Here is a 26,972-nt window from a genome sequence, read left to right on the forward strand (position 1 = left end):
TCTTTTGAAGAAAATTTAGCCATAAAAAATGCACCTCCAATTGTTAATTATGTGTCTAACAATTGGGGTGCACTTCAGTAAGACTGGTCTTTCTATTTAGATACTAAATTATCAAGCTTCCAATATGTATCTGTTAACGGCGCTGCTTTGCTATCTATGTATAAATACATATTATTTAAATCTTTTGGTGAAGTTTTCAGTTCAAACACAACGTCAGTAGTTAAAGAGAATTCGTGTGGAACATTTTTATAGTGCTCGTCATCTATCGGATGAGCTTCACCTTCATATTTCTGACCAGTTTTTTCATCTTGTATGAAATATTTTATTTCCGAAAGATCAATAGTTTGTCCATCGTCCCGAACATTATTAATCATAACACGAGTAGTAAGGCGTCGCTCTTTGTCTATTTTTTCAAACTTTGCATTTTCAACTGTCGCTCTATAGTATTCGTTTTTAACTATTTCTCCATAGTGCATTGCATTCTTTTCGAGAGCGCTCTTTTCTTGTTTTGATGTAGTATTGCTATTACATCCTGTTAATATTCCAGTAAATAATAATGCTGTACATGTCGTTTTGATTAATGATTTCATAGTAATCCCTTTCTGTATTAAAAAGTAAAACATAGGAATAATTTTACATCAACAGGAAGGTAAAAGAAAGTATTTTTGCGTAATATACAGATATACATTTATTCGGTTGGCAAATTAATGGGATAGAAAGCGGGAGAAGACTGTATAAAACGGAATAAATAAGAACTGAAAATATTGTAAAACAGAAGAGGCATACATATAATTAAAATAAAGTTTAAGTTTCTGAATCTTCAATAACGGTGGTGATAACATGTTTACTGAAGAACGTCGAGAGAGAATCTTAGAACTACTTAATACAGATGGAAGAGTAATCGCAAAGGAACTTGCGGAAAGATTTGAAATGTCTATTGATTCTATAAGAAGAGATTTGTCTATTATGGAAAAGGATGGTTTATTAAAAAGAACGCACGGAGGTGCAATTGAACTTACGCGAGTGAGGAACTTAGCTGCGGAACCAGCTAAACGTTATAGTGATAGCTCAATATATGAGAACACAATTGCAAAAGTTGCGGCATCTTATATACAAGAAGATGATTCTATTTTTATTGGCGGGGCTTCCATTCATAATGCGATGCTGAAATATTTACCGGAAGTATCATTTACGGTTATTACGAATTCTATAGAAATAGCTGGTCATCTAAGAGAATATAAGAACATCGATACATATTTAATTGGTGGAAAAGTAAAGCCTTCAGGAAATATTACTGATACATTTGCCTCTGAATTGATAAGTAGATTTTCTATTGATCTTTATTTCTCTACAGGTGGAGGCATTTCATTACAAGGTATTAGTACTGCAACACCTGAAGTTGCTTATTTTAGTAAAAGAGTAAGTGAAATTGCTAGAAGAAATATTTGTTTAGCTCCGCATAATAAACTTGGAATAGATTGTTTTATAAGAGGAGAGTCTCTAAAAGAAGTTGACCTTATTATAACTGACGAAGAGGCTAGTAAAGAAACTGTTCAGGAATTTGAGAAACAAGGTAAACAAGTTGTAATAGCGCCATTATATTGATTTGAAAGGAGTTTGACATGATTGTAAAAGAGCAAGAGTATCATATAAATGGATTAACTTATACAATTCGTTCTGCAGCTGAAAAAGATGCTGAGCAGTTATCGAAAATTAGAGTTCAGATTGATGGAGAAACTGAAAATATGGATAGAGATGCTGGAGAGGGATTTATAGATGACCTAGGGTTTCAAAAAATAATAAAAACAGATAGTGAAGAAACGAAGAATCTCTTTTTAGTTGTAGAAGTGCACAATCGAATTGTTGGATTTTCAAGATGTGAAGGATCAAATTTTAAGAGATTATCTCATAAAGTGGAGTTTGGCGTTTGTATTTTAAAAGAGTTTTGGGGATATAGAATGGGGAAGAGCCTATTACAACAATCTATTAAATGGGCTGACGAAAATGCAGTAAATAAAATATCTTTACAAGTATTAGAGACAAACGAGAAAGCTATTCATCTTTATAAAAAATTAGGTTTTGAAGTAGAAGGCATTTTGAAAAATGACAAAAGACTATCGGATGGAAAGTATTATAATACGGTAGTGATGGGAAGATTTACTAATACTTTTCATGAAAGAGGTGAAGAAGTATGTTTTACAGAAGGAAGTACTATGTAGTGAAAAATGAATTCATAGAAGTATTTAATGATCATTTCAATCACACGAACTTACCTAATCAATTAAAGCATGGTTCTAGGCTAATAGGACGCTGGATGAAAGATAATAAGAATGGTACGTCTGAAGTATTTGCCATATGGGAATATGATAGTTATGAACAGTATAATGAAATAGAATCGAAAATTAGAAGTGACGAGAGGCATATTAAAGGAATACATGAATGGTATGAAAACCATGGAGGGAAAGAATATGTTTTACAGGAGTACATAGTAGAGATGAAAAATGAAGAGTTAGTATGTACTGTAAAGTAACAGAGGGGTGAGGGATAAGAGAAATTAAAACAAAATTATATTTTAGTTTAGCATCCACTATTTTATTTGCAATAGCCGTGATTGTTTTCTTTATAAATGGTAATCCACAAAAGTGGTTTTGGTTATGTATTTTCTTTGCGTCCATTATACAAAATATAGTGCTACTAAAAAAGAATAAAGAAGTGCATTAAGATATTCAAATTATTAACATATTTGTGTCGTCTTGCTAGTTGTATTGAAAACGCTTTTATTCAGTTTTATAATAAAAGTATGTTTTATAAATCTCCAAAACAATTAAAAGGGAGATGATACAATGTTAGCTTCACCGTTTTACTTACATACATGGAAAAAGTTTGTTAATGAAGGTGTTCTTGATTCAAATCGCATAAATCAAAGAATTTCAGAATCGTGGCATCGATGTAAACAGGCTAATGTTAATCCTCATATGAATAAAGGTCAGAAAATTTTGTCTTCTAACATTTTTCAAGAACAAAAGAAAAAGAGTGAAATTTTCCTTGATATCGCATTACCTCAAATACAAAATATGAGAAAAACCATTGATGAACTACAAATGATGGCATTATTAATCGATCCAGATGGTTATGTTCTATCGTTAAGTGGAAATAAACAAACGTTAAAGCGAGCGAAACATATTAATTTTATTGAAGGTGTAAAATGGACGGAATCAGCTGTTGGCACAAATGCAATTGGAACAGCGCTAGAAATTGAAGAAGCTATTATGATAAGTGGTACTGAACATTACACCGTGGCATCTCATAGCTGGAGTTGTGCGGCTGCTCCCATTCATAATGATGATGGGAAATTAATTGGTGTTCTAGATTTCTCGTGTCCGATTGAATTTTCGCATCCATATATGCTCGGTATGGTAACTTCAATTGCACATGCGATAGAACGTGAATGTAGCATAAGAGTTCATCAAAATGAATTACACTTAATCCATCGTTTTTTAGATGTCATTGATAGTGATGAACAAGTAGTTATTTGTAATCATCGTGATGTTATCGTTTCTGCGAGTAAGAGCGTTCGTGAACGAATAAATAATTGGTCAAGAATGAAACTTGAAGAGTTAATGCACCATGGATTGGAAACTAAATTAGAGATACCAGTATATAGTAATGAAAGAATGATTGGGAAATGTATGTATTTAAAGGAAAATAAACAAATGAATACATATTCTGCTCTCACATTTATAAAAGGGATTACTTTTTCAGGAGTTACCGGGACAAGCAGAGCATTTCAACACACACTAGAAGAAATTAAGCTTGTTTCACCGACTGATGCTAGTGTGTATGTATGTGGTGAGACAGGAGTAGGAAAGGAATATGTCGCGAGAGCGATTCATGAAAATAGTCCAAGAAAAGACGGGCCCTTTATAGCTGTTAACTGCGGTTCTTTGCCTAAAGAATTAATGGAAAGTGAATTGTTCGGTTATGCTGAAGGTGCATTTACAGGTGCGCGACGTCAAGGATATAAAGGGAAATTTGAACAAGCAAACGGAGGAACATTATTTTTAGATGAAATTGGTGAAGTACCACCAGAGATGCAAGTAGCATTATTGCGTGTTTTACAAGAACGCACAATAACTCCAATTGGGAGTTCAAAATTGGTACCAGTAAATATTCGTATTATTACTGCCACACATAAAGATTTACTACGGTTAGTAGAAGAAGGGAAATTCCGTCAAGATTTATATTATCGTTTGCACGTTTATCCGTTATATGTTCCATCGTTAATAGAAAGAAAAGAGGATATCCCATATTTTATACAACACTTTTGCGAACGGAAGAATTGGAATGTTGTATTTCCAAAGAGTATATACAATCAATTTTTACAACATACATGGCCCGGAAATATTCGGGAACTAGTAAATGTATTAGAACGCATTTACATTTTGTCGCAAGGACGGGAAATATGCGAAAAACAAGTCGCTTTTTTGCTGCAAACAATGAGGGGAAATCAACAACAACTTGAGTTACAAGTTGAAAATAAAACAGAACATACATTGAATTTTCGTAAAAAAATACAGCGTGATAGCATGATTGAAGCATTACAAAAGACAAATGGAAATGTTTCGTTAGCTGCAAAACTATTAAATGTACCCCGTAGTACATTTTATAAACGAATGCAAAAATATAAGTTATAAAGTAGATTTTTGCAATCTACTTTTTCTTTGTGGGCTCATGTTCTGTCGGAATGTGCGCTTACCGGGGAAATAATAGAACAGTTAGAAATTAATTTCCGAAAGGGGGACTTATGTGAAGTATATTGAAATTGGCTTCGGAAATAGGTGGTTCGTTCGAACAGAAACTGAAAATAAAGATGGAACTGAATTTGAGGAACGAGGAATTATAAAACCTATTTATTTTGAGTCTTTATATGTACGAATTTGGTTTCGGAAAACGTGTTTTATTTTTGATACGAAAGAAGGGTTTAAAAAAACTAAGAAGAGGAGGATTGAATATAAATTTATAGTTGGAATTGTAAGTAGACTGAATAAAGAAAAAGTGTGCTGATATACGTTATTATATTGACCAGGAAATTCTTTGGACTTATATTAAATTCATAAAAAGCAATTTTACTAAATATAAATTGTTAATAAAACCACTAAAAATTATTATCAAGACCTAAAAGCTAAAAATCCTAAAAAAATAAAGGTGAGCGCATATTAGTCATGTATAATATGTACTCACCTTTATTTTCTTGTTCAAAGCACCCGTTAGTCACTCATGGAACATGGAATAAAGTGTGGTATTGATTTAAAATAAAGTTTGATAATTTATAAAAAAGATTGATAAAACCCTGTATTAATATAAGATTTTTCTTTTGCCCCTTAAATTTCAGTTGTATTGTTCAATTAAAGGGCCAGATTGTTGAGGAAACAGGAATAATAAGAATACTCAATAGATTGTTTGTGAAGTGTTACACTTAAACTAACGGGCAGTTTAGCTTAAGTACATTTTTTCACAAATTTAAAGGGGGATATTTCCCCATTTTTTATACTAGCTTAACGTTGATTCGGGAATGTTGAACTTAGCTACCTGCTAATTGAATTCTACTTCATCTGGAGACCTTTAAATTAAAATGTTTCCTTTCTTCTGACAGACTTATTAAATTTCGAAAACAATCAATTCAATCATCTTTTCGTATAGAAAAACTTATTAAGAAACATGCACTAGAAAAAATATAAATCATATATAGGAGATATCCCATTTGAATGCTTGAGGAGGATATTATGAAACCTATGTTACCTAGTGAAAAATATTTCGGTAATTTAGAACTAGTTTATGCATTTTATGGGGCTATGCCTACAGGTGTTACTGTTTCAGAAACCGGTCGTATTTTCATTTGCTTTCCGAAATGGGGAGACGATGTTAAATTTACGGTGGCGGAAATTTTTGAGGATAAATTGCAGCCTTATCCTAATTTACAAACCAATTTGGTTAATCCCGAGAATATCCCAATGACTTTCATCAGTGTCCAAAGTGTAGTTGCTGATGGAAGGGGAACGCTTTGGATATTAGATACAGCGGCACCCAATTTTTCTGAACCTATTAAAGGGGGGGCAAAATTAGTCGCTGTTGATTTAGAAACCAATACAATAAGAAAAGTATATACCTTTACAGAAGATGTTGTCCTGCCTACAACTTATCTGAATGATGTCCGTTTTGATTTTCGTGTTGGAAAAGCAGGTTATGCCTATATAACGGATTCTTCTTCAAGAGGACCAGGAGCTATTATCGTCGTAGATTTATCAAATGGAAACGCGTTTAGACGGTTAAATGGAGCAAATTCAACTTCACCCGATCCCTATTTTTTACCGAAAGTAGAAGGTCAAATTTTAATGAATCGAAACAAAGACGGTTCAACTTCTCCATTTAGGTTGGCGTCTGATAGTCTTGCGATTTCTCCCGATGGAAAGATATTATTTTTTGCTCCACTAACCAGTCGGCATTTGTTCTCGATCTCAACAGAAGCCTTGAGAGACAGAACGATACCGGACATGAATTTACCTTATCATGTGGAGTATTGGGGAGAAAAAGGTGCGTCTGATGGAATGATCACCGATGCAAAGGGAGCTGTTTATGCTGGAGATTATGAAAACAACAGTATCCGTAAGATATTGCCAAATGGCATAATGGAAGCTATCGCACATGATCCGAGAATTTTGTGGCCGGATACTTTTTCAATTGGTCCGGATCAATATTTGTATGTCATTGTGAACCAATTACATCGTCAGCCTAGATTTCATTATGGAAAAGACTTACGACAGAAACCTTATAGTTTACTTCGTATCAAAATTGATGAATTTCCTGCTCCGACCTCTTCATAATAAAAATAGTCAATTAATTGTTTTCATTGATAGAAAATGATCAAACTTTTTTATAAAACCAAAACATAAACCTGCTGGATAAGAATCCATTTTGATCAATCTTTTTCAAAATGGATTCTTTTTATTGACCATAGAATACGGGTTAACACGATATTTTTAATCAAACTTTATTTTAAAATTACGAAGGAACTCATGAATGTTTTAAAAAATATGGTGAAGTAGTAATACCCCAACTTATGAGTGAAATTAATGAAAAGTTAAAATGGGATGTTATTTCAAATGTATAAATAAAGGTAAAGAAATAGGCGCTGAAGAAATTGAAAAACTATTAGCGGATTTATCACCAGAACAAGTAAAGATTGCTTTTTATCAAGAAAGTAAGGAATATGTAAAAATACTAAATCAAACTGATTATGATCAAAGAAGTAAATTAGAAGAAAGTGAATTAAAAGCAATTCTAAGTGAAATGAAAGAGGAGGAAATAATAGAGTTTTTAAAATTTGGAAAGAATTCATTGATGAGATGGACTTCAATTAATATTGCTTGGGATATTATTGGAAATCGTGGTGAGATTTCTAAGGACATTGCTGAAGAATTTACTGAAATTATTTTAAGTAGATTAGAGAGTTATTCTTGGGAAAATTCGGGGGGATAAGCATTGTTGAAAAAATTAAAAATATATTAAAAGAAGATTTTTTATGGGATTTGGCGGAATATAATATAAAAAATCTTGATGACGATGACAATTATTATACTTGTAGCTCGAATATGGAGTTTCTGTTGCAATACGCAGGAGATTTATTATTTATAGATATTGTGAAATATATGTTCGATGAAGAGTTGAAATGTCACTATATGTGGCTAACTGGATGTGGACATATAAGCTTTAATTTTGAAATTGCTCCTTCAACTAGCTATTTACCTCAGCCTAAAGATATTAAAGAACTTGTTTGTAATATTCTATTTGAAGATTTTTCATTGAAAATCTCAATAGCTCTTTCATATATTTCTTTATCAACACAAAATCTTTCTGTTATCCAATAATTAAGTTCAGAAGATGTAATGATTTGTTCTCTTTTCTTTTCTTACCTTGGAAATATCGTTTTAAAACATTATCATTAATAGAAGTTGGAATACCATCGATATAACCGAAAATCTGAATTTTCTTTAATACAGGAGATGTATGCCAATCGTTAGACCTTGAAATAAGTTCTTTCATATTTGATAAGTGTATTGGTTCTTTTACTTTTTCTTGATGAGCTTTAATAAGCTCATTTAAAAACTTTAAGCTAGTAGGCTGTTTTGTCGTTCCTAAAAATGATAGAAAGCTATTTACTAGTTGTACTTGGGTCATTTTCTTATCCTTTCTATATAGAAATTGTTATTGGTATTATTATAGAATATATGTCAGAAAATACAGTTATTCATTAATGGAGTGGGAGAGAATTATATGTCGATGTCGCTATATTATAAAAAAATCCGGGAGCAATTAGGACATGAACTAATATTTATGCCAAGTGTAGCTGCAGTTATTAAAAACGAGCAGGGAGAACTCTTATTTCAATATCCTGGCGGAGAATATTGGAGTTTGCCGGCTGGAGCAATTGAGCCTGGAGAAACTCCAGAAGAAGCGGTAGTTCGTGAAGTGTGGGAAGAAACGGGTTTGAAAGTGCAAGTAAAAAAACAAAAAGGGGTATTTGGAGGGGAAAGGTTCCGTCATATATATCCGAATGGCGATCAAGTAGAATATATTGTTGTTGTGTTTGAATGTGAAATTACTAGTGGAAAACTGAAATCGATAGATGGTGAATCTTTAAAACTACAATATTTCTCATTTTCTGAAAAGCCTCCTTTAGCACTACCATACCCGGATAATATATTTTTATAGATGTAAAATAGCACACCTTATTTATTGAAGGTGTGCTATTTATATAACCCGGTCGTATACATCTCCGTTAACGTATACACAATTTCCTCTAAGTTAATCTTTTTGTCATTTTGCATAATAGTCCAAAGAAACGATTCATTCATCGCGAACCAACCGCGTGCTACAATCTCTTTATTTAAATTAGGTTGTGCTAATCCACTTTCTTGAGAGTAAGTAATATCCTGTTTAATGCTTGTTATAAAACGTTCCCGAATCTCATCCCATTTTTGCCGTATTTCTCTTGATAATCCTATCGCTTCCTCTACAACTTGCAAAATAGCGCGTTCTTCATCTGCTAATTGCAGGAATGCTCTAACTTGATTTTGGATCATTATACGTGCTTCCTCTTTTGTTTGTGGAGAAAAAGAGCGTTCAGCGATATTATAAAAACGATTCATAACATCTTCCATTAAACTAATTAGGAGATCATCTTTGTTTTTGAAGTATACATATGCTGTACCATATCCGGTTTCTGCATGTTTAATAATTTGTGTAATTGTCGTTTTTTGAAATCCGTTACGTATAAAAATAGTGTAACCAGAGTGTAATAGTTTCTTCTTCGTTTCTAAGGAGCGGTGTTTTCTTGATGAAAGGGTACTGTTTTTCAAAGAATCACCTCTTTATACTGAAATATCTGAAAATATAATTGTATTGTAAAAGAAGTTCATATATAAAGTCAACTGACATAATATCATTGACGTTGTATCAATTAAGGTGATATATTTCAATTAGTTAGAATAAAAAGAAAATTAAGAGAAGGTGACACCATGTATAAAGAACCATTTCAACCAACTTATGAGTATGCGCTTGAATGTGATAAACATGATGAACTGAAAGATTTTCAAACTGAATTCTATAAAAAAGAAGGTACTATATATTTAGATGGAAACTCATTAGGGCTACTTTCAAAAAGAGCAGAGAAATCATTACTTACGTTGCTAGATTCGTGGAAAGAGTATGGTATTGACGGCTGGACAGAAGGTGAGCATCCGTGGTTTTTCCTTTCAGAGAAATTAGGTAAACTTACAGCCCCTCTTATTGGAGCTTTACTGGAAGAAACTATTGTAACCGGTTCCACAACTGCGAATATACACCAAGTTATTGCGACGTTTTATGAGCCGAAAGGAATACGTACAAAAATACTTGCGGATGAATTGACTTTCCCATCAGATATTTATGCACTTCAAAGTCAAATTCGTTTAAAAGGATTAGACCCAGAGGAGCATTTAGTAAGAGTGAAAAGCCGAGATGGTAGAACACTTTCTGAAGAAGATATTATCCATGCGATGGAAGATGATATCGCTTTAATTTTATTACCTTCTGTTTTATATAGAAGTGGTCAAATTCTTGATATGAAAAGTTTAACAACGGAAGCTCATAAACGCGGCATTCACATTGGATTTGATTTATGCCATTCAATAGGATCTATTCCGCATCATTTCAAAGATTGGGATGTCGATTTTGCTGTTTGGTGCAATTATAAATATTTAAATGCAGGACCGGGTAGTGTTGCAGGCCTTTATGTAAATAGTAAACATTTTAATAGACTGCCAGGATTGTCTGGATGGTTTAGTTCTAGAAAAGATAAACAGTTTGATATGGAGCATACATTAACAGCTGCCGATCATGCAGGTGCTTATCAAATTGGTACACCGCACGTATTAAGTACAGCACCTTTAATTGGTTCTCTTGAAATGTTTAAAGATGCTGGTATTGAACGTTTACGCGAAAAATCTTTACATATTACAAGATATATGCTGAATTTAATTGATCACGAATTAAAAGATTTCGGATTTACAATTGGAAATCCATTAGAGGATGAAAAACGTGGCGGGCACATATATTTAGAACATGCAGAAGCAGCACGTATTTGTAAAGCGCTAAAAGCAAATGGAGTTATCCCTGATTTCCGAGCACCTAATGGAGTAAGACTTGCGCCGGTCGCTTTATATAACACATATGAAGAAGTGTGGAAATCTGTACAAATATTAAAGAAAATTATGAAAGAAGAAGAGTATAAACAGTTTGAAAATAAGCGAGAGGTTGTGGCATAAGCATGAAAACATCAGAGTGGATTGATATTTCACAACCGCTAAATAATGATATTGCAACGTGGCCAGGAGACACACCGTTCTCATATGAAGTTTCATGGTCAAAAGAAGAAAGTGGCTCAGTAAATGTTGGAAAGTTAACGATGAGTATTCATACAGGCACTCATATTGATGCACCATTTCATTTTGATAATGATGGAAAGAAAGTATTGGATTTAGATGTTCAAGTTTATGTTGGCCCAGCACGGATTATTGACGTTTCTAATCTTGAAAGCATCGGAAAAAAGGAATTAGAAAGCTTTCATTTAGAAGGTGTAGAACGATTATTATTACGTACATCTTCACATGGAAAAGCTGAAGAATTTCCAGATGTGATCCCTCATTTACGTGCAGACATAGCACCTTTTCTTTCGGAGAAAGGTATTCGTTTAATCGGAGTAGATGTCCCATCAGTTGATCCGCTAGATGATAAAGAATTAGCAGCGCATCATCAATTATTTAAACATGGAATTCATATTTTAGAAAATGTCGTACTAGATCATGTAGCAGACGGTGATTATGAATTGATTGCATTACCACTTGCATTAACTGATGCGGATGGAAGTCCAGTTCGAGCCGTTATTAGACCAATATAAGTAGAATCATATAAAAGGGGCGTTTGGCTAATATGAAAGAAAATGAAAAAGTAATTATGGAAAAAGGGATTCATACGGATTTTAAAGAGAATATGACGTATGGGGAATATTTACAATTAGATAGTTTACTATCTTCTCAAAAAAGATTATCAGACCATCATGATGAAATGTTATTTATCGTTATTCACCAAGCAAGTGAGCTTTGGATGAAGCTCATTTTACATGAGCTAAATGCGGCGATTGAATCTATTAAACAAGATAAATTACAACCAGCTTTTAAAATGTTAGCACGTGTATCAAAAATTCAGTCTCAAATTATTCAATCTTGGGATATTCTTGCGACATTAACACCATCAGAATATATTGAGTTTCGTGATTCACTCGGTCAAGCTTCAGGTTTTCAATCGTATCAATATCGTATGATTGAGTATGCACTTGGCTATAAAACGCCACATGCATTAAAAATTTATGAAAAGGATCCAGAATTACATGCACGACTTCATAAAGCGCTACATGCACCAAGTCTATATGATGTCGCGATTCAAGCATTAGTAAAAGAAGGATTCCCTATTCATAAAGATGTGTTAAACCGTGATATTACGCAGCCTTATGAAGAAGATGCAACAGTAGAAGCAGCATGGTTAGAAGTGTATGCGGATGTGAAAAAATATTGGAATTTATATCAGCTTGCTGAAAAATTGATTGATATTGAAGACTGGCTACAACAATGGCGTTTCCGTCATATGAAAACAGTAGAAAGAATTATTGGACATAAAATGGGTACAGGTGGATCCTCCGGTGTTTCTTATTTAAAGCGAGTACTTGATCAACAATTCTTCCCAGAGCTTTGGAATGTTCGTACAAAATTATAAAAATAAACCTGTCAGTTCATTATGGCTGACAGGTTTATTTTTATTTGAGCACAATTATGTTTAAAATGAAGGAACAAGATATAATAAATGGATTAACTATTTAAATGGAGGTAAAGTTTTTGGATTTCAAGCAACTAGAAAATAAATTCGAAAAGAAAAAAGTGAATACATTTCTTGTTTATCAAAAAGGACAATTAACAACTGAGTATTATAAAACACCCGAATGTGCAAATAACTTATATAAAATAAATTCGATTACAAAAAGTATCGTATCTTTATTAATTGGTATTGCAGTTGATAAGGGCTATATAAATGATATACATACACCGATCACAGAGTGGATTGAAAATGTACCTAGGGGAAAACATAATTTAACACTATATCACTTATTAACAATGACTACTGGTGAGGACTGGAAAGAGTTTGGGAATGGAGTAGTATTCCCAAATGACTTTGTAGAATCAGAGAACTGGGTACAGTACATATTAGAAAAGCCAATAATTGAAGAACCTGCTACAAAAATGAATTATAATTCAGGTTCTTCTCATTTACTGAGCTATATTATTCAAGAAGCTACTGGAATGTCGACAGAGCGGTTTGCAAAGAAATATTTATTTAATCCATTAGAAATTAACGAATACGAGTGGCAACAAGATCCGCAGGGTATATATGTCGGCGGCTTCGGTATGAAAATGAAATCTACCGATTTATTAAAATTAGGAAAATTATGTTTGCAAAATGGATATTGGAATGAAAAAGAAATTGTATCAGCGAAATGGTTAGAAGAGTCAAGTAGGGCGCATTTTGAAACATATGAACATGTCGGCGCATATGGATATCACTGGTGGGTATTACATACCGAAAGATTTCACATACCGTATTGTATATATTTCGCTATGGGATACGGCGGACAATACATCGTTATCATTCCTCAGTTAGAAGTAGTAGCTATTATAAGTAGTCATATGCCAAAACGTGGGCTCGTTCCATTAAAACTATTTATTGAGCATGTACAGGGAAATTCTAATTATATATAAGAAAAGGAGGGAATGTATGAAGGATGAAAAAATTTTATCTTTATTTAGATTCTGTTTAAGTCTTCTAGTATGTAGCGCCATTATTACGCAATTCATAATCAGGGCACAAGTGAAACCGTTCAATCCAGTTAACTTTTTTAGTTTCTTTACTATCGAAAGTAACATTTTAGTTGCATGTATTCTCCTTTTAAGTAGTATCGGAACAGCTACATTTGGTCGCTCAGAGCAGTTTAGTATACTTCGTGGTGCGGCGACGGTATATATACTTACGACAGGACTCGTTTATTTTTTGTTACTAAGAGGATTAGAAGAGTCACTTCAAACGGCAATACCATGGGTAAATACTGTGCTACATTATATCATGCCGATTACAATGCTTTTAGATTGGATTTTAAATCCACCTATTAAGAAAATCACTTGGAAACAAGCTGCAAGTTGGCTTTTATTCCCGTTTTTTTACGTTGTATATAGCTTAATACGTGGTCCAATCGTGAATTGGTATCCATATCCGTTTTTAGATCCGAGAATAGGTGGATATGGTAAAGTACTTTTATACAGTATAGGAATAGCAGTTGTAATTGGTGCTATTTGTATATTGGTAAGATTTTTAGGGAATCGAAACTTTAGAAAAGAATTTTAGAAATGCAAGAACCCCACTGTGTCTGTTTTTAACAGTGGGGGTTTCACTTTATCCAGCTATTTGTCGGGCTGCCCGTAAAAGTCCGATTGGTGAGGGCTGATGATTAGTGGGAGATGAACAAAACCCCCACTGATTAAGGTTTCACTTTATCTACTCGTCTTCTGAAACGACAACTTTATAAATTTCTCCGTCTTCGTTTCAAATTCTACATCAACAAAAACACCGTATTCTTTTCCGTTCTCACGTAACCACAATTTAAATTTTTCAACAGTTATTTGAACTGTTTTTGGTTTTCTACCTATATGAAGATAGTCAATAATTTCTGCTTTTGGGTATTGTTCTTTCGTCTTTTCTACGGCAAGTTTACCCCATTTGGCATACGGCGGCTGCGCATGAACAATTGATGAGCCTGTATATATATTTGAACATGTTGTTAGGAACAGAATGACAAGTGCGACACGTTTTAACAATTTTTTCATGATGAACTCCTTTTATCCTTTTTTATATTGTTTACATATTTTTTCAACGATATTAGTTTGGATTTTTTTGTCTTCTTTACATAAAAGCGAGGCTTTTACAAAACATAACCAAGAAATCATTTCCGTAATTAAGGAGGGAAAATTATGCGCCAAAAAGCTATTTTTAAAATAGCAGTTTTACTTGCGTTCATAGGACTGTCTTTAATGGTCAGTAGTATACAATTAAAGAATGTAGAAGCTTTTTCTAATCAAGTTATTCAAAGAGGAGCATCTGGCGAAGATGTCATTGAACTGCAATCTCGTTTGAAATATAACGGGTTTTATACGGGAAAAGTGGATGGTGTTTTCGGATGGGGTACATATTGGGCACTTCGGAATTTTCAAGAGAAATTCGGATTACCCGTTGATGGTTTAGCTGGAGCTAAAACGAAGCAAATGCTCGTGAAGGCAACGAAGTATGACAAGTCAACTGCTAATAAAGGGACGACAACGAATAAAGGAAATAGCGGTGGCACTGCACAAGAGAATAAACCACCTCAAAATAAAGGGACAAATGTTCCGAACGGTTATTCTCAAAATGATATTCAGCTTATGGCAAACGCAGTATACGGAGAATCACGCGGTGAACCATATTTAGGACAAGTTGCAGTAGCTGCTGTCATTTTGAACCGTGTTACAAGTGCGTCATTCCCAAATACTGTTTCAGGTGTAATCTTTGAGCCTAGAGCATTTACAGCGGTAGCCGATGGGCAAATATATTTAACGCCAAATGAAACAGCAAAAAAAGCAGTTTTAGATGCGATTAACGGATGGGATCCAACAGGAAATGCTTTATATTATTTCAATCCAGATACCGCGACTAGTAAATGGATTTGGACTCGTCCACAAATTAAAAAAATCGGTAAACATATTTTCTGTAAATAGAGCGGAGGTGGGACAATGTTACGAGGTATTATCATTGTATTATTAACAGTCGGTGTAGTAGGAACAGGCTATTGGGGCTATAAAGAGCACCAAGAGAAAAATGCAGTTTTAATTCGAGCGGAAAATAGCTATCAACGTGCATTCCATGATTTAGCATACGAAGTCGATTTATTACACGATAAAATTGGCACAACACTTGCGATGAATTCACGATCATCTTTATCACCTGCATTAGCGGATGTATGGCGTTTAACATCTGAAGCTCGCTCAGATGTAGGGCAACTTCCTTTAACATTAATGCCATTTAATAAAACGGAAGAATTTTTAGCGAATATCGGTGATTTTAGTTACCGTGCAGCCATTCGTGATTTAGAAAAAGAACCGTTAAATGAGCAAGAATATAAAACGTTGCAAACTTTATATTCAAATGCAGGAAATATACAAGATGAACTAAGAAAAGTACAACATCTTGTTTTGAAAAATAATTTACGCTGGATGGATGTAGAAATGGCACTTGCATCAAATCGCGATCCAGCAGATAACACAATTATTGATGGATTGAAAACTGTAGAGAAAAACGTAACATCATATTCTTCTACAAACTTCGGACCGACCTTTACAAGTGCGCAAAAAAATAAAAAAGGCGGATTTGAAGCGGAAGGAAAGGCAATTTCTAAAGATGAAGCGGCGAAAATTGCCAAATCGTTTTTGAATTTAAAAGGAAATGAAAAAGTAGATGTTGAGAAAAGCGGAAAAGGTGCGAAAGAATCCTTCTATAGTGTGAAAATTAAAGATGAAGCAACGAATAATGAGTTCTATATGGATATTACCGGAAAAGGCGGATATCCAATTTGGGTTATGAATAACCGCGAAATTAAAGAACAGAAAGTTAGTTTAAACGATGCAGGTAGTAAAGGTTTGAAATTTTTAAAGGACCATAAGTTTAATAATATGGAGCTTTATGATAGCTCTCAATATGATAATGTTGGTGTATTTACGTATGTAGTAAATGAAAATGGAGTACGAATTTATCCAGAAGCAATCCAAATGAAAATTGCTTTAGATGATGGTTCTATCGTTGGGTTCTCCGCAAAAGAATATTTAGCGTCACATCAAAAGCGAACAGTTCCATCGGCAAAGCTAACTGCAGCAGAAGCAAGAAAGAAAATCAATCCGGATGTAAAAGTCATGGAAGAACGTAAAGCTTTAGTAGTCAATGATTTGCATAATGAAGTGCTTTGCTATGAATTTGTAGGCACTTTAGGAAAAGATACGTACCAAATATTCATTAATGCTAATAGCGGGGCCGAGGAAAAGGTAAAGAAAATGCAAGCTGTTGAAAAAATTTATGATTAAACCTTAATAGTGAAGTGGTGAAAATAATGAAAACTCTAATATATATATTGATGCTTTGCTTCGTTATAACTGGATGCAGTATTGGAAAAAAAGACAATCCAAACGAAAAGCCGGAACAAAAAAATGTTTCAATGAAAAATGTTAATTATACGAATAAATCAAATAAGCCAAATGAAAAAGCAGCAGATCATTTAGCATCTTTAGCAGCAAGTGTGCCAGGTGTGAATGATGCAACAGCGGTCGTTGTTGGAAAATATGCTATTGTAGGTATTGATGTAAAAGCAAAACTTGATCGAACTCGAGTTGAATCAATTAAATACTCTGTTGCAGAAAGTTTAAAAAATGACCCTGACGGTGCTAATGCAGTCGTTGTAGCAGATGTTGATACGTATGAACGGCTCAAACAAATCGGAAAGCAAATTAAAAAAGGAAAAACAGGTGAAGGTATACTAGATGAATTAGCCGCTATTGTGGGCCGAGTAATGCCACAAGTTCCAAATGATATGATAGAAAATAGAGAAACGAATCCAATTAAAGATAATGATAAACAATTACCAAAAGATGAAGAACAAGAGTTAAGAAAAGAACAGGATGATCAATCAAATAATCATTTGAATAAATGAAATTAGCCTCGTACTTAATTGTACGAGGTTTTTAAATATAATATTAAATATTCAGTTTATTTTTAAGGAAAAATATGGTTTAATTATGATGGGAGGGACAACTGTTATGATGAAAAAAAGCGCATGTATATTGTTTAGTTTATGCTTAGGTTTCAGTATGACAGCGTGTGAACAGAGAAAAGAAGTGAAAAATCAAACAGCAACTTCTTCTACTGTGATGGAAAGGCAACAGAAAGAGTCTATCAATATAAATCATTTTTCGAGTATAAATGAAGGGATGACTTATACAGAAGTGAAAGATTTAATTGGTTTTGAAGGAGATTTACTTATAGAAGAAGGGGTAGAACATTCTACACAAATTAAACAAATTTTTGCTTGGAAAGGAAACAATCCAAATTCATTTGTTGAAATTACCTTTTTAGATGGAAGAGTGCATTCAAAAGCACAACAAGGTATAAGTTAATAAGCTAAAAAATGGGAGAGTTTAGCATGAACATACACACAGGGGAAATTCAATTAGTTCCGTATAAGGAGAAATATAAAGAAGTTATACAAACATTTACTTTACCAAGTGAACAAGTTCAGTTTACATCAGATCCAAGCGCATTACTGGAGAAAGCAAAAAGTGATCGTACAAAAAATGTGATTGTTATTTTAGATTACAATGGGGTACCGGTGGGTCTTTTCGCATTGGAAACGGGAGATAGAGTAAAGGAGTTCACAGATAATGAGGATGCTTTACTTTTAACATCATTTTCTATTAATCACAATAGACAAAGAAAAGGATTCGCTAAAAAGTCATTGTTATTATTAGAAGAGTTTGTAAAACGTTATTTTCCAATAAAAAATGAAGTTGTACTTGCTGTGAATGAAAGAAATATTCCTGCACAAAATTTATATGCAAAAGTCGGCTTCCAAGATAAAGGTTTTAGAAGAATGGGACCAATAGGCCAACAAATAATAATGCATTTGTCTATAATGAAATAATGAGATAGAAAACTTACTCTTGAATATTCATGTAGTAGGTTTTTTTATTTTAATAATATACAATATATGTATATAAAATGAAATAGAAATGAAGGATATAAAAAATAAATCAAGATAGAAAATGGAATATCGTTGGGGGAAGAGTGATTAAAACTGGGATTGCAGTTTTTCTTACAGTGTTAGTTTGTGAATTTTTTAATATCTCAACTTGGAGTTATAAAAATGATTTAAAAGATTATAAACCAAATCATTATCATCACCATTTTTCAAGTGAGTATATTATTTTATTTGAGGTATTATCTATTCATGATATGTTAGAAGAATTAAAACAAATATCCGAGAAATATGAGTGGGGAAATCGATTCAATTGATAAGTTCATTTTATTGTGGGGGGAATAGTATGACACTTTATATTGCATTACTAAGAGGAATCAATGTCGGTGGACATAAAGTAATCAAAATGGCTGAGTTAAAACGAGTGTTTGAATCAATAGGGTTAAAACAAGTGAAAACGTATATACAAAGTGGTAATATCGTGTTCGAATCTGAGGAAGATATAAACTTTCTAAAAGACCGAATACAAACGGAAATAAAAAATGAATTTGATTTCGATGTTCCAGTCATGCTAAGAACACATGATGAATTTATAAATATTATTAAGCAATGTCCGTATGAAGTTCATTCATTGTTAGAAGGAGAAAGTGTTCATGTTGCTTTTTTAGCGAATGTACTTTCTGAAGAAGAGAGTAGTCAATTGCTTATATTTAAAAGTGAACTTGAAGATTGCTATATAGATGAGAAAGTCGTTTATTTGTTTTTCAAAAATAGCATTCGAAATTCTAAATTAATGAACCAGTTTCAGAAGTTACATACACCAGCTACAGTTAGGAATTGGCGGACTGTGAACAAATTAAAAGCAATTGTAGAGGGTATGTAAATATAAAAAGATGAGGTTTTCTACATGTAGAAAACCTCATCTTTTTATTTATATTGTTTTGCAACTACGAGTTCGACAATAGGATAAATAAAGAAGGAAGAGCAAATTGCGATGAACAGAGGGAGGTTTTTTACTCCATCTAAATTAGCCCCCATAGAAAATCCTTCAGAGAAGATTAATATAAGGAACATTACAATTACAAGCACAAAATATGCAATTTTAAAGCTTTTATATGTAATTTGTTGTCCCATTTCATCTTGACTTTCTTCTGATACACCGTGGGGATCTCCCCAAGTAATGTAATTAATTAAATTACTAAGTATTAACGAAATAGCAAAAATCGTACCGCCCAAAATAGAACCTTCAGTTATGTATTTATATGTGCCATGTACTAGTATTGCAATTAATGCTAAAACAATGATTATAAAAATAGTTTTTTTAGTATTCAAGAAATAATTGCCCCCTCGATTGTAAAAAACTCTTTACAAATATAAGTATAAAATTGGAAAAGTATCATGTCAAATACTTTTTACACGAAATATGTAAGTATGTAATATTTTAGTTCTATGATAAATAAAAAATTACAATACATTTGAATGTAAAAGAATGGGCTCGCATATATTTGGAAGGGATGTCAGATTAATTTAGGGGGTAGTTATGTCTATACTTTTAAAAGCTGGTGCAGATGCAGGAAACAACGGTTTGAAGTTAATGGTTAAAGGGCAAGACCCTATTTTTATTCCGAGTATTTATTCTTTATATATAGGTGAGCCTACAGGACTCTTAGATGAGGTAGATGTTTCATTATCTGAATTAGAAAACCACATTGATGTGACTATAAGTTCGCCATCGTTAATGCTAAATAATGTACGATACATCGTTGGAGAAAAAGTCATTCAAGATCAATTAAAAGGTACTGAGGTAGAGAAGAAATCAAATAAGTCAACGGATGAGTTAATGGTTATTACAATACTATCAGGTTTGGCGGTAAGCGCTATGCGTCAAAGTCCAACTTCTAGCCATATTAATATTCGTTATGATTTATCTGTCGCTCTTCCTATGCAGCTTATTACACAAGAAATAGCTGCTGAAAATGCAAAACGTTATATGGGAAATCATAAGGTTATTTTCCATTATCCGAACGGACGCGATGTGACAATTAATGTTTCAATTGAGTATTGTAAATGCCTACCTGAGGGTGCTTCTGGGACGTGGGGCATTGTATACGATGAAGAAGGAAATGTTGTGAAACATAAAATAGAATGTGAGCAAAATCAAGTTTCTGAAATTGATTTTGTAGATAAAACTCTACTCTCTTTTGATATTGGCGCAGGGACGACAGAAGAAGTCGTTTCATTAGGGGTGAATTTCCGTCCGCAACTAAGTAAAGGTTTATCTTATGGTGTAAAAGAGACGTTACTACAAATCATTACGAGATGGAACCGGAAGTATCCAACTAAAACGATTGATAGCATTACAGAATTCAATCAAATTTATTTAAATGATAAGCATCCGAGAAATACATTATTAGTTGAGGAATCACAGCCAGCGCTATTAGGTTTAGCAGCGCGTGTTGCAACAGATATTATAAATAAAATTGATGATATGAAAGACGATCCATACGTGTTTATTTATGGCGGGGGTGCAGTAATTATTAAAAACAGTTTAAAAATGATTTTAAAGCAAAAAGGACGACTCAAAAATGTAATCTTTGTAGATAATCCGTTATTTACAAATGCACGAGGATTATTAGTCTATACTTGTTCGCCAAAATATAGAGAGCATAAGCAAAAAGAGTTAGGATTTACAAACTTAACGATAAGTTAGTTGGTGGAAGTATGCGATCTAGGCGATATAAACGTGGTGATCGAGTAAAAATCAATATTCATAAATCGGTATCACCTGAAATGCTTGCGTGGCTGAATAAACAATCAAATCCAACTAATTTCTTCTTCTTTGCTGCGCAGCAACTATTTAAACAAGTAGGAGATATTGACGTTTCTAAAGCTTTACCAAGCAGCCATGTTTTCTCATTATATGTGGAGCCTTCATCCTTATTAAAAGTCGAAGTAAACCCTTTTAAAAACATGACACTAGACACAAATACATCCACTGAAAATGCAAAAAAAAAATTATGGGAATCTGTTGATCAATTAGATTGTCCATTTTTTTAAACATAGAAAAATATAAGAAGTCCCCATCACTATACATACGAATACAGTGATGGGGTTTTGTTTGTAAATGGAAGGGGCACAATACAATTTGTGACCCTTCCATTAGTTATTTATCTAAATTTTAGATGTATGTTTAGAAACAGCATTAATTATGCTTTCCCAGTCATCTGGATGGTTTTCATGGCCTGCCCCTTTAAGGGTTAATAGTACTGAGTTTGGAATTTCATTAATTAGTGCGAGGCCATGTTCAAATGGTAGTGCTGTATCGTCTGTTCCGTGAATAACTAATGTAGGTGCTTGTATGGATTGAAGTACACCTTCATATGCATCATCACCTTGAAGTAAAGCGTGATTAAACATACTTAATAAATTGTTTGCGCGTTCTATTTCTTGTTTTACTTGTTTATAAACTCTATTTTCATCAAATATTCGTTCTGATCCACATAATAGACGAGATCCTGAAACTAAATACTCTGCCACATCATTTTTATTTGCCCAATCTATACTTGTGCCATTTACATGATGTGTTAAAATCATTTCATCCATTGGAGGTAAATCGCGAGTATTGTCATCAGATCCTATTACACTAGTCGCTAGTAAAGTTAGCGTCAAAATTCTTTCGGGATGTTTTACAGCGGCAATTTGAGCAATCATACCACCTAATGACATGCCAAATAGGTGAGCTTTATCAATATGATAAGCATCTAGTACTCCAATTGCATCTTCAGCCATATCTGTTACTGTGTAATTGGAAGTTCTAGGTTCATAGGCAACAGAGCGCCCAACATCACGGTTATCAAAGCGAATAACAAACTTCCCCGTACTAGCCAACAGCTCACAAAACTCTTCATCCCAATAAACCATGGAACATGTAGCACCCATAATTAATAAAATAGCAGGGTTCTTAGGGTTTCCAAAGCTTTCTGTACATATATCAATTCCGTTTATTTTAAACATCTTTTCACTCATATAGTTAGCTCCATTTCTTTTGAATTTGATCAATAAAACAGTTTTGGATGATTCTAAGATGTGTGTAAGATTCGTGGTGGAATTCATCCCGCTATTTGCTGGGCAGTAAGAGTCCCATCTTAAAATTCAGGGAAAGTAAAGAAGTTGGGAGGGGACCAACTTCCCGAAAAAACCCGATTGGCGAGGGTTGATTAAAGTTTCACTTTATAATGCTTCTTGCATAATTACCCCCAAAAATAATTATATGTTAATTCAAGGCAAAAAATTTTGAGAAATAATTGTATGTTATTAAAATAAACAGCAAGGAGGAGAGGAAATGAAAGCAATTATTATTGATCAATATGGTATTGTTGAAGAATTAAAAGAAAGACAAGTTTTAAAACCGGTTGTTCAGAATAACGAAAAAGCTCAACAATAAATAATATCCCATACTATACATTTTCATTTTCGAGTATTATTTATTGTTAGCTATTGTGATATTACTTCTAACAAATACTGTTTCGTATTGTATCGTGTAATTTTTCTAATCCAATTTCCATATCTTTCTCGTTTAACATTGAATAGCTAATTCTTAATTGGTTATCATTTGTTTCGTAATTTAATAGACAAGCTGTTCCTGGTAAAAAAGAGACATCTACTTCATTTGCTTTTTGTAATAAGGTAAAGGGATCTATCGAATCAGGTAGTGTCACCCATAAATTAAAACCTCCATTTGGTATTTCAAAGTGTAGTTCTTTTAATGGCGATAATATATCAATTGTTAAATCACGTCTCATTTGTAAAGCTGTACGTAATTTTTCTAAATGGTTTTTCATACGTTCTGCACGTAAAAACGGTAGAAGTGCCTTCTGTGTTAATAAAGGACTACCGATATCCATTGAACCTTTTACTGCATATAGCCATTCAAAAATAGGACCATCGGCAATAAGTGCCGCGATACGCAGTCCTGGTGCTAACGTTTTACTAAATCCTTTTATATATATTACGTGGCCATCCTTATCAAAACTTTTGATTGGGGGCGGGATTATAGCATCCTCAAAATATATTTCTCCGAAAGAATCATCTTCAATAATAAAAAATTGATATAACTCCGATAGTTCTATAAGTTCCATTCTTCGTTCTTTACTCATTACTGTACCTGTCGGATTCTGGAAGGTGGGATTCGTATACAATAAAACGGGATTTTTACTTTGACAAATATCATCAATTAAGTCGGAGCGAACTCCATGATTATCAAGAGAAACGGGAATGATTTGAACACCTTTATTGATGAAAATATCAAGCGCAGCACTGTAACATGGACTTTCTACTAATACAATATCTCCAGGTTTTAATAATGTTTGAGCAATTAAATCAATTCCTTGTTGTGCGCCGCTTGTAATTAATAATTGAGATGGGTCTGTCACTAATTTCTGGTGTTCATTTAAGTAATTTGCTATTTCAACTCGCAATTCATAATCGCCTTGAACTGGCCCATAAGTTGCTAACAACATCGGATTTTTATCCAGCAATTTATGCATTTCATCTGCCAAAAATGGATTTGGTAACAGACGAGGATACAGAATTGCTTGTGAAAAATTATAATATTTACGGTGCTTATTCATTGCATATTGAGAACGCATAACATTAATCGTTTTCATTTGTTGCCATTTATACGGAATTGGTTTGAAATCTTTCTTTACCCGTTTATATATGTAAGCACCTTTTCCTTGTTCGATGCGTATATACCCTTTCGTTTCTAACTGTTTATACGCTTTACGAACTGTTAATACATTGATTTGTAAATCTGTGGCCATACAACGTAAAGAAGGAAGAGATTCACCATGTGAAAGCATACCACTTTGTATTCTGTCAACAATTTGCATATATATTTGCTTGTAATACGGTATGTTTGTTTCTTTACGCAATACAATTTTCATAGGTTCACCTATTTTTCTTTTTAACTTAATTAAAGCGAAAAATATATAGGGAATCAACTACAACTTGAAGTAACTGTTATATGTACCGATACACTGTTATACACCATAGCCTCTATACTCATTCTAAGAGTAAAAAGGAGGAAGCAAAATGGTCATTTTTAATTACATTTTAGTATGTATTATTTTCGGGACAACATTTTTAACGATAAAAATTGGAATTGAAGCAGGGGCGCCACCGTTGTTTTCAGCAGGAATTCGCTTCTTTTTAGCGGGCATAATCCTTATGATTATTTTTAAATTAAAGCGAAAAGAAATTATGCCACATATATTTTCAAAACGCATTATGTATGCTGGATTTTGTTTAACATTTATGACATTCGCAAGTTTATATTGGTCAGAACAATATATTTCTTCGGGATTAGCTGCTGTTCTTTCTGCTACGGGACCAATGATGATTTTATTAATACAAGCAAAGAGGAATAGGGAGAAATTACAAAAGGAACAACTCGTTGCTTTAGTTATTGCACTAGCAGGTGTTATATTTGTTTCTTTACCAGGAATGCATCAACAAGTAAGTTTCATATGGAGTATTGCTTGTATTGTGTTAGTTATAGGGGAGTTATTTTACGGAATAGGCTCTATTCGTTCGAAAGAAATACTGTCAGATTTATCAAATGTATCACCATTTCTTATTAACGGTATTCAAATGTTTTATGGAGGGATTTTACTACTAATCGCATCTATTATTGTAGAACAACCAAATGTAACCGTATTAACTTCATGGAGTGTGCAATGGCCTATTTTATATCTCATATTTATCGGATCGATTGGTGGACACGGATTATATTACTGGCTCTTATCAAAAACAAATCCAGTATTTCCATCGACGTGGTTATATGTATCACCATTAATTGCAATAATTGTGGGATATATCATTTTAGGAGAACCTTTAAATCCTACAATGGGAATGGGGGCTTGTCTTATATTGATTGGTGTATTTTTGGCCAATCGTTCAACACTACGGACTTATTTCAAAAAAGGGCGGTTATTAGAGAAGGAGATGTAGTTTAATAAAGCAATAGCCCTGTATATTACAGGACTGATAAAATCAAAAACACAGTTAGAAAAATAACCAACTGTGTTTTTGATAATTAATTCACTTTTTTAATAAAGCCTTTATAATGACGTTTTACAAGCTGGCTTTCTAACGTCTTCATAGTTTCTAGTGCTACACCGACAATGATAAGTAAGCTTGTACCACCAATTTGAGCAGAAGGTGGTAACGTAGCAATTTTCGTGAATACGAGCGGTAATATAGAAATAGCACCTAAGAAAATTGCACCGATAAATGTTAAACGGTATAGAATTTTAGTTACATATTGTTCAGTTGCTTTACCAGGACGAATACCAGGAACATATCCATTTTGCTTTTTCAAATTCTCAGCCATTTGTTCAGGATTTACTTGAATAAATGCGTAGAAGTATGTGAAAGCAACGATAAGACCGACATAAAGTGTCATTCCAATTGGATGTGCGAAATCAAGATTTGCAACTAACCATTTTGATACGCTTGAATCAGGGAAGAGCTGCGCAATTGTACGCGGCGTCATTAAAAATGCAGAAGCAAAGATAACTGGTATAACACCAGCACTATTTACTTTAAGCGGTAAATGAGTGTTTTTTGCTCCTTGATATTGATTGTTTCCTGAAACAGCTTTTGCATATTGGATCGGTATTTTACGTACAGCTTGTTGAATGTAAATAACACCAACAACTATCGCTAAAATTACGAGTCCAATTAAAACAATTTTTATTATGTGCATAAATAGCTGATCGCCAGCATTTTGGAATTGTTGTAAATAAATTTGATTTGCAACATTTGGAATGGCGGCAACGAGACCTGCGAAGATAATCATCGAAATACCATTACCAACTCCGTTAGCGGTAATTTGTTCGCCTAACCAAAGTAAAAATGCAGTACCTGCAGTTAAAACTGTCGCAATAAATAAGTATGTAGTCCAGCTTTGATCTGTTATTAATTGTCCACCTGCTATATTATTAAAGCCATAAGACATTCCGATGGCCTGTATGAATGCGAGAATGATTGTAAAGTATCGAGTGAATTGAGCTGATTTCTTACGGCCCATTTCTCCTTGCTTTGCCCATTCCGAAAATTTAGGTATAACATCCATTTGTAGTAACTGTACTATGATGGAAGCTGTAATATATGGTGTAATACCTACAGCAAAGATTGAGAAGTGTTGCAATGCTCCTCCGCCAAATACGTTTAACATACCTAGAACGTTAGCTTGATCTTGTACTTTTAATACCTCTGCGTTAGTATGAGGAACTGGAATAAACGTGCCAATTCGAAAAACGATTAACATCGCTAGTGTAAAAAGGATTTTCCTTCTTATCTCAGCTACTCTCATGAAATTTGAAATCGTACGAAACATTATGTCGCCTCCTATATTTTTATCAGTAAAAAACTGATTATTATACCCTATGAAGTAACCACAAACCTCCTTCCGCACTAAATTCATTTGACAAATGGATTTTCA

Annotated in this window: 30 protein-coding genes and 1 pseudogene; 23 read left to right on the forward strand and 8 right to left on the reverse strand. The window is 33.5% G+C overall.

Annotated features, from left to right (window positions below; all coding sequences use genetic code 11):
- Window positions 1-92: 92 nt before the first annotated feature.
- A complete protein-coding gene (locus ES895_RS21295; RefSeq protein ID WP_000838469.1) occupies window positions 93-590 on the reverse strand; it encodes a hypothetical protein in 498 nt (165 codons plus the stop codon).
- A gap of 250 nt (window positions 591-840) precedes the next feature.
- Here ES895_RS21295 and ES895_RS21300 point away from each other — a divergent pair, with 250 nt between their 5' ends.
- The 8 genes from ES895_RS21300 (at window position 841) to ES895_RS30255 (ending at window position 7,925) form a co-directional block, all read left to right on the forward strand.
- Complete coding sequence (locus ES895_RS21300) at window positions 841-1,605, forward strand: DeoR/GlpR family DNA-binding transcription regulator (RefSeq protein WP_000493659.1); 765 nt, start codon at window positions 841-843, stop codon at window positions 1,603-1,605.
- A gap of 17 nt (window positions 1,606-1,622) precedes the next feature.
- Entirely contained in the window at window positions 1,623-2,219 is a 597-nt protein-coding gene (locus ES895_RS21305) for a GNAT family N-acetyltransferase (protein ID WP_000635686.1), read from the forward strand.
- Entirely contained in the window at window positions 2,192-2,530 is a 339-nt protein-coding gene (locus tag ES895_RS21310) for an NIPSNAP family protein (protein WP_000499983.1), read from the forward strand. Before ES895_RS21305 ends, ES895_RS21310 begins: the two co-directional genes overlap by 28 nt.
- 313 nt (window positions 2,531-2,843) lie before the next feature.
- Window positions 2,844-4,694: a sigma-54-dependent Fis family transcriptional regulator gene (locus ES895_RS21315; RefSeq protein ID WP_061655921.1), complete on the forward strand. Its 1,851-nt coding sequence runs from the start codon at window positions 2,844-2,846 to the stop codon at window positions 4,692-4,694.
- A gap of 112 nt (window positions 4,695-4,806) precedes the next feature.
- Window positions 4,807-5,064: a DUF3977 family protein gene (locus ES895_RS21320; protein ID WP_000873827.1), complete on the forward strand. Its 258-nt coding sequence runs from the start codon at window positions 4,807-4,809 to the stop codon at window positions 5,062-5,064.
- A gap of 719 nt (window positions 5,065-5,783) precedes the next feature.
- Window positions 5,784-6,881 carry an L-dopachrome tautomerase-related protein gene (locus tag ES895_RS21325; protein ID WP_015382380.1) on the forward strand — a complete coding sequence of 366 codons (1,098 nt, stop codon included), beginning with the start codon at window positions 5,784-5,786 and terminating at the stop codon, window positions 6,879-6,881.
- A 262-nt stretch (window positions 6,882-7,143) separates the two neighbouring features.
- Window positions 7,144-7,536 (forward strand): hypothetical protein, encoded by a 393-nt coding sequence (locus ES895_RS21330; protein WP_135238623.1) that lies wholly within the window; start codon window positions 7,144-7,146, stop codon window positions 7,534-7,536.
- Window positions 7,515-7,925: a hypothetical protein gene (locus ES895_RS30255; RefSeq protein ID WP_002103198.1), complete on the forward strand. Its 411-nt coding sequence runs from the start codon at window positions 7,515-7,517 to the stop codon at window positions 7,923-7,925. Before ES895_RS21330 ends, ES895_RS30255 begins: the two co-directional genes overlap by 22 nt.
- Here the strand turns inward: ES895_RS30255 and ES895_RS21335 are convergent.
- Window positions 7,844-8,235 (reverse strand): annotated as a pseudogene (locus ES895_RS21335) (hypothetical protein); the annotation flags it as partial. The gene ES895_RS30255 and the pseudogene ES895_RS21335 overlap by 82 nt on opposite strands.
- A gap of 96 nt (window positions 8,236-8,331) precedes the next feature.
- Here ES895_RS21335 and ES895_RS21345 point away from each other — a divergent pair.
- Window positions 8,332-8,769, forward strand: a complete 438-nt coding sequence (locus ES895_RS21345) for an NUDIX hydrolase (RefSeq protein ID WP_000062929.1) — start codon at window positions 8,332-8,334, stop codon at window positions 8,767-8,769.
- 35 nt (window positions 8,770-8,804) lie between these two features.
- Here the strand turns inward: ES895_RS21345 and ES895_RS21350 are convergent, their stop codons facing one another.
- Entirely contained in the window at window positions 8,805-9,416 is a 612-nt protein-coding gene (locus tag ES895_RS21350; protein ID WP_000798551.1) for a TetR/AcrR family transcriptional regulator, read from the reverse strand.
- 159 nt (window positions 9,417-9,575) lie between these two features.
- Here ES895_RS21350 and kynU point away from each other — a divergent pair, with 159 nt between their 5' ends.
- The 5 genes from kynU to ES895_RS21375 all read left to right on the forward strand — a co-directional run bounded on the left by kynU (window position 9,576) and on the right by ES895_RS21375 (window position 14,043).
- A complete protein-coding gene (gene kynU / locus ES895_RS21355; protein ID WP_135238624.1) occupies window positions 9,576-10,862 on the forward strand; it encodes a kynureninase in 1,287 nt (428 codons plus the stop codon).
- Window positions 10,863-10,864: 2 nt separating this feature from the next.
- Complete coding sequence (gene kynB / locus ES895_RS21360) at window positions 10,865-11,494, forward strand: arylformamidase (RefSeq protein WP_000858061.1); 630 nt, start codon at window positions 10,865-10,867, stop codon at window positions 11,492-11,494.
- A 32-nt stretch (window positions 11,495-11,526) separates the two neighbouring features.
- Window positions 11,527-12,366 (forward strand): tryptophan 2,3-dioxygenase, encoded by an 840-nt coding sequence (kynA, locus tag ES895_RS21365; RefSeq protein ID WP_000661957.1) that lies wholly within the window; start codon window positions 11,527-11,529, stop codon window positions 12,364-12,366.
- Window positions 12,367-12,485: 119 nt separating this feature from the next.
- The gene (locus tag ES895_RS21370) at window positions 12,486-13,403 is read left to right on the forward strand and encodes a serine hydrolase domain-containing protein (protein WP_000346265.1); all 918 of its coding nucleotides are present in this window, start codon (window positions 12,486-12,488) and stop codon (window positions 13,401-13,403) included.
- Between the two features lie 16 nt (window positions 13,404-13,419).
- A complete protein-coding gene (locus ES895_RS21375; protein WP_000650952.1) occupies window positions 13,420-14,043 on the forward strand; it encodes a Pr6Pr family membrane protein in 624 nt (207 codons plus the stop codon).
- A gap of 146 nt (window positions 14,044-14,189) precedes the next feature.
- Here ES895_RS21375 and ES895_RS21380 read toward each other — a convergent pair whose 3' ends face one another.
- Window positions 14,190-14,522, reverse strand: coding sequence for a DUF3889 domain-containing protein (locus ES895_RS21380; protein WP_000734903.1), 333 nt, complete (start codon window positions 14,520-14,522; stop codon window positions 14,190-14,192).
- A gap of 144 nt (window positions 14,523-14,666) precedes the next feature.
- Between ES895_RS21380 and sleB the strand changes: the two genes are divergently transcribed.
- The 6 genes from sleB to ES895_RS21415 all read left to right on the forward strand — a co-directional run bounded on the left by sleB (window position 14,667) and on the right by ES895_RS21415 (window position 19,349).
- Window positions 14,667-15,446 (forward strand): spore cortex-lytic enzyme, encoded by a 780-nt coding sequence (gene sleB / locus ES895_RS21385; protein WP_001249053.1) that lies wholly within the window; start codon window positions 14,667-14,669, stop codon window positions 15,444-15,446.
- A gap of 15 nt (window positions 15,447-15,461) precedes the next feature.
- On the forward strand, window positions 15,462-16,802 hold the full coding sequence (ypeB, locus tag ES895_RS21390) for a germination protein YpeB (protein WP_000943727.1): 1,341 nt from the start codon (window positions 15,462-15,464) through the stop codon (window positions 16,800-16,802).
- Between the two features lie 26 nt (window positions 16,803-16,828).
- On the forward strand, window positions 16,829-17,425 hold the full coding sequence (locus ES895_RS21395; protein ID WP_000854053.1) for a YhcN/YlaJ family sporulation lipoprotein: 597 nt from the start codon (window positions 16,829-16,831) through the stop codon (window positions 17,423-17,425).
- Window positions 17,426-17,531: 106 nt separating this feature from the next.
- Entirely contained in the window at window positions 17,532-17,888 is a 357-nt protein-coding gene (locus ES895_RS21400; RefSeq protein ID WP_000976447.1) for a hypothetical protein, read from the forward strand.
- Window positions 17,889-17,899: 11 nt separating this feature from the next.
- Entirely contained in the window at window positions 17,900-18,412 is a 513-nt protein-coding gene (locus ES895_RS21405) for a GNAT family N-acetyltransferase (RefSeq protein WP_002061531.1), read from the forward strand.
- A 400-nt stretch (window positions 18,413-18,812) separates the two neighbouring features.
- Window positions 18,813-19,349: a DUF1697 domain-containing protein gene (locus tag ES895_RS21415; protein WP_000177395.1), complete on the forward strand. Its 537-nt coding sequence runs from the start codon at window positions 18,813-18,815 to the stop codon at window positions 19,347-19,349.
- A gap of 44 nt (window positions 19,350-19,393) precedes the next feature.
- On the opposite strand, the gene ES895_RS21420 is transcribed toward ES895_RS21415, so the two are convergent.
- A complete protein-coding gene (locus ES895_RS21420; protein WP_001093143.1) occupies window positions 19,394-19,798 on the reverse strand; it encodes a hypothetical protein in 405 nt (134 codons plus the stop codon).
- 208 nt (window positions 19,799-20,006) lie between these two features.
- Here ES895_RS21420 and ES895_RS21425 point away from each other — a divergent pair, with 208 nt between their 5' ends.
- Complete coding sequence (locus tag ES895_RS21425; RefSeq protein WP_000025622.1) at window positions 20,007-21,176, forward strand: ParM/StbA family protein; 1,170 nt, start codon at window positions 20,007-20,009, stop codon at window positions 21,174-21,176.
- 11 nt (window positions 21,177-21,187) lie between these two features.
- On the forward strand, window positions 21,188-21,523 hold the full coding sequence (locus tag ES895_RS21430; protein ID WP_001257760.1) for a hypothetical protein: 336 nt from the start codon (window positions 21,188-21,190) through the stop codon (window positions 21,521-21,523).
- A 114-nt stretch (window positions 21,524-21,637) separates the two neighbouring features.
- Here ES895_RS21430 and mleBCA read toward each other — a convergent pair whose 3' ends face one another.
- Together mleBCA and pdxR are read right to left on the reverse strand one after the other, a co-directional pair.
- Window positions 21,638-22,492 (reverse strand): BCA family alpha/beta fold macrolide esterase, encoded by an 855-nt coding sequence (gene mleBCA, locus ES895_RS21435; protein ID WP_087967048.1) that lies wholly within the window; start codon window positions 22,490-22,492, stop codon window positions 21,638-21,640.
- A 485-nt stretch (window positions 22,493-22,977) separates the two neighbouring features.
- Window positions 22,978-24,411 (reverse strand): MocR-like pyridoxine biosynthesis transcription factor PdxR, encoded by a 1,434-nt coding sequence (pdxR, locus tag ES895_RS21440; protein ID WP_000706791.1) that lies wholly within the window; start codon window positions 24,409-24,411, stop codon window positions 22,978-22,980.
- Window positions 24,412-24,559: 148 nt separating this feature from the next.
- Here pdxR and ES895_RS21445 point away from each other — a divergent pair, with 148 nt between their 5' ends.
- Window positions 24,560-25,477 carry a DMT family transporter gene (locus ES895_RS21445; protein WP_000234333.1) on the forward strand — a complete coding sequence of 306 codons (918 nt, stop codon included), beginning with the start codon at window positions 24,560-24,562 and terminating at the stop codon, window positions 25,475-25,477.
- An 85-nt stretch (window positions 25,478-25,562) separates the two neighbouring features.
- Here the strand turns inward: ES895_RS21445 and secY are convergent, their stop codons facing one another.
- On the reverse strand, window positions 25,563-26,867 hold the full coding sequence (gene secY / locus ES895_RS21450; protein ID WP_000490135.1) for a preprotein translocase subunit SecY: 1,305 nt from the start codon (window positions 26,865-26,867) through the stop codon (window positions 25,563-25,565).
- Window positions 26,868-26,972: the final 105 nt, after the last annotated feature.

Source organism: Bacillus sp. 007/AIA-02/001 (assembly GCF_004634455.1).
Taxonomy (GTDB): domain Bacteria; phylum Bacillota; class Bacilli; order Bacillales; family Bacillaceae_G; genus Bacillus_A; species Bacillus_A cereus.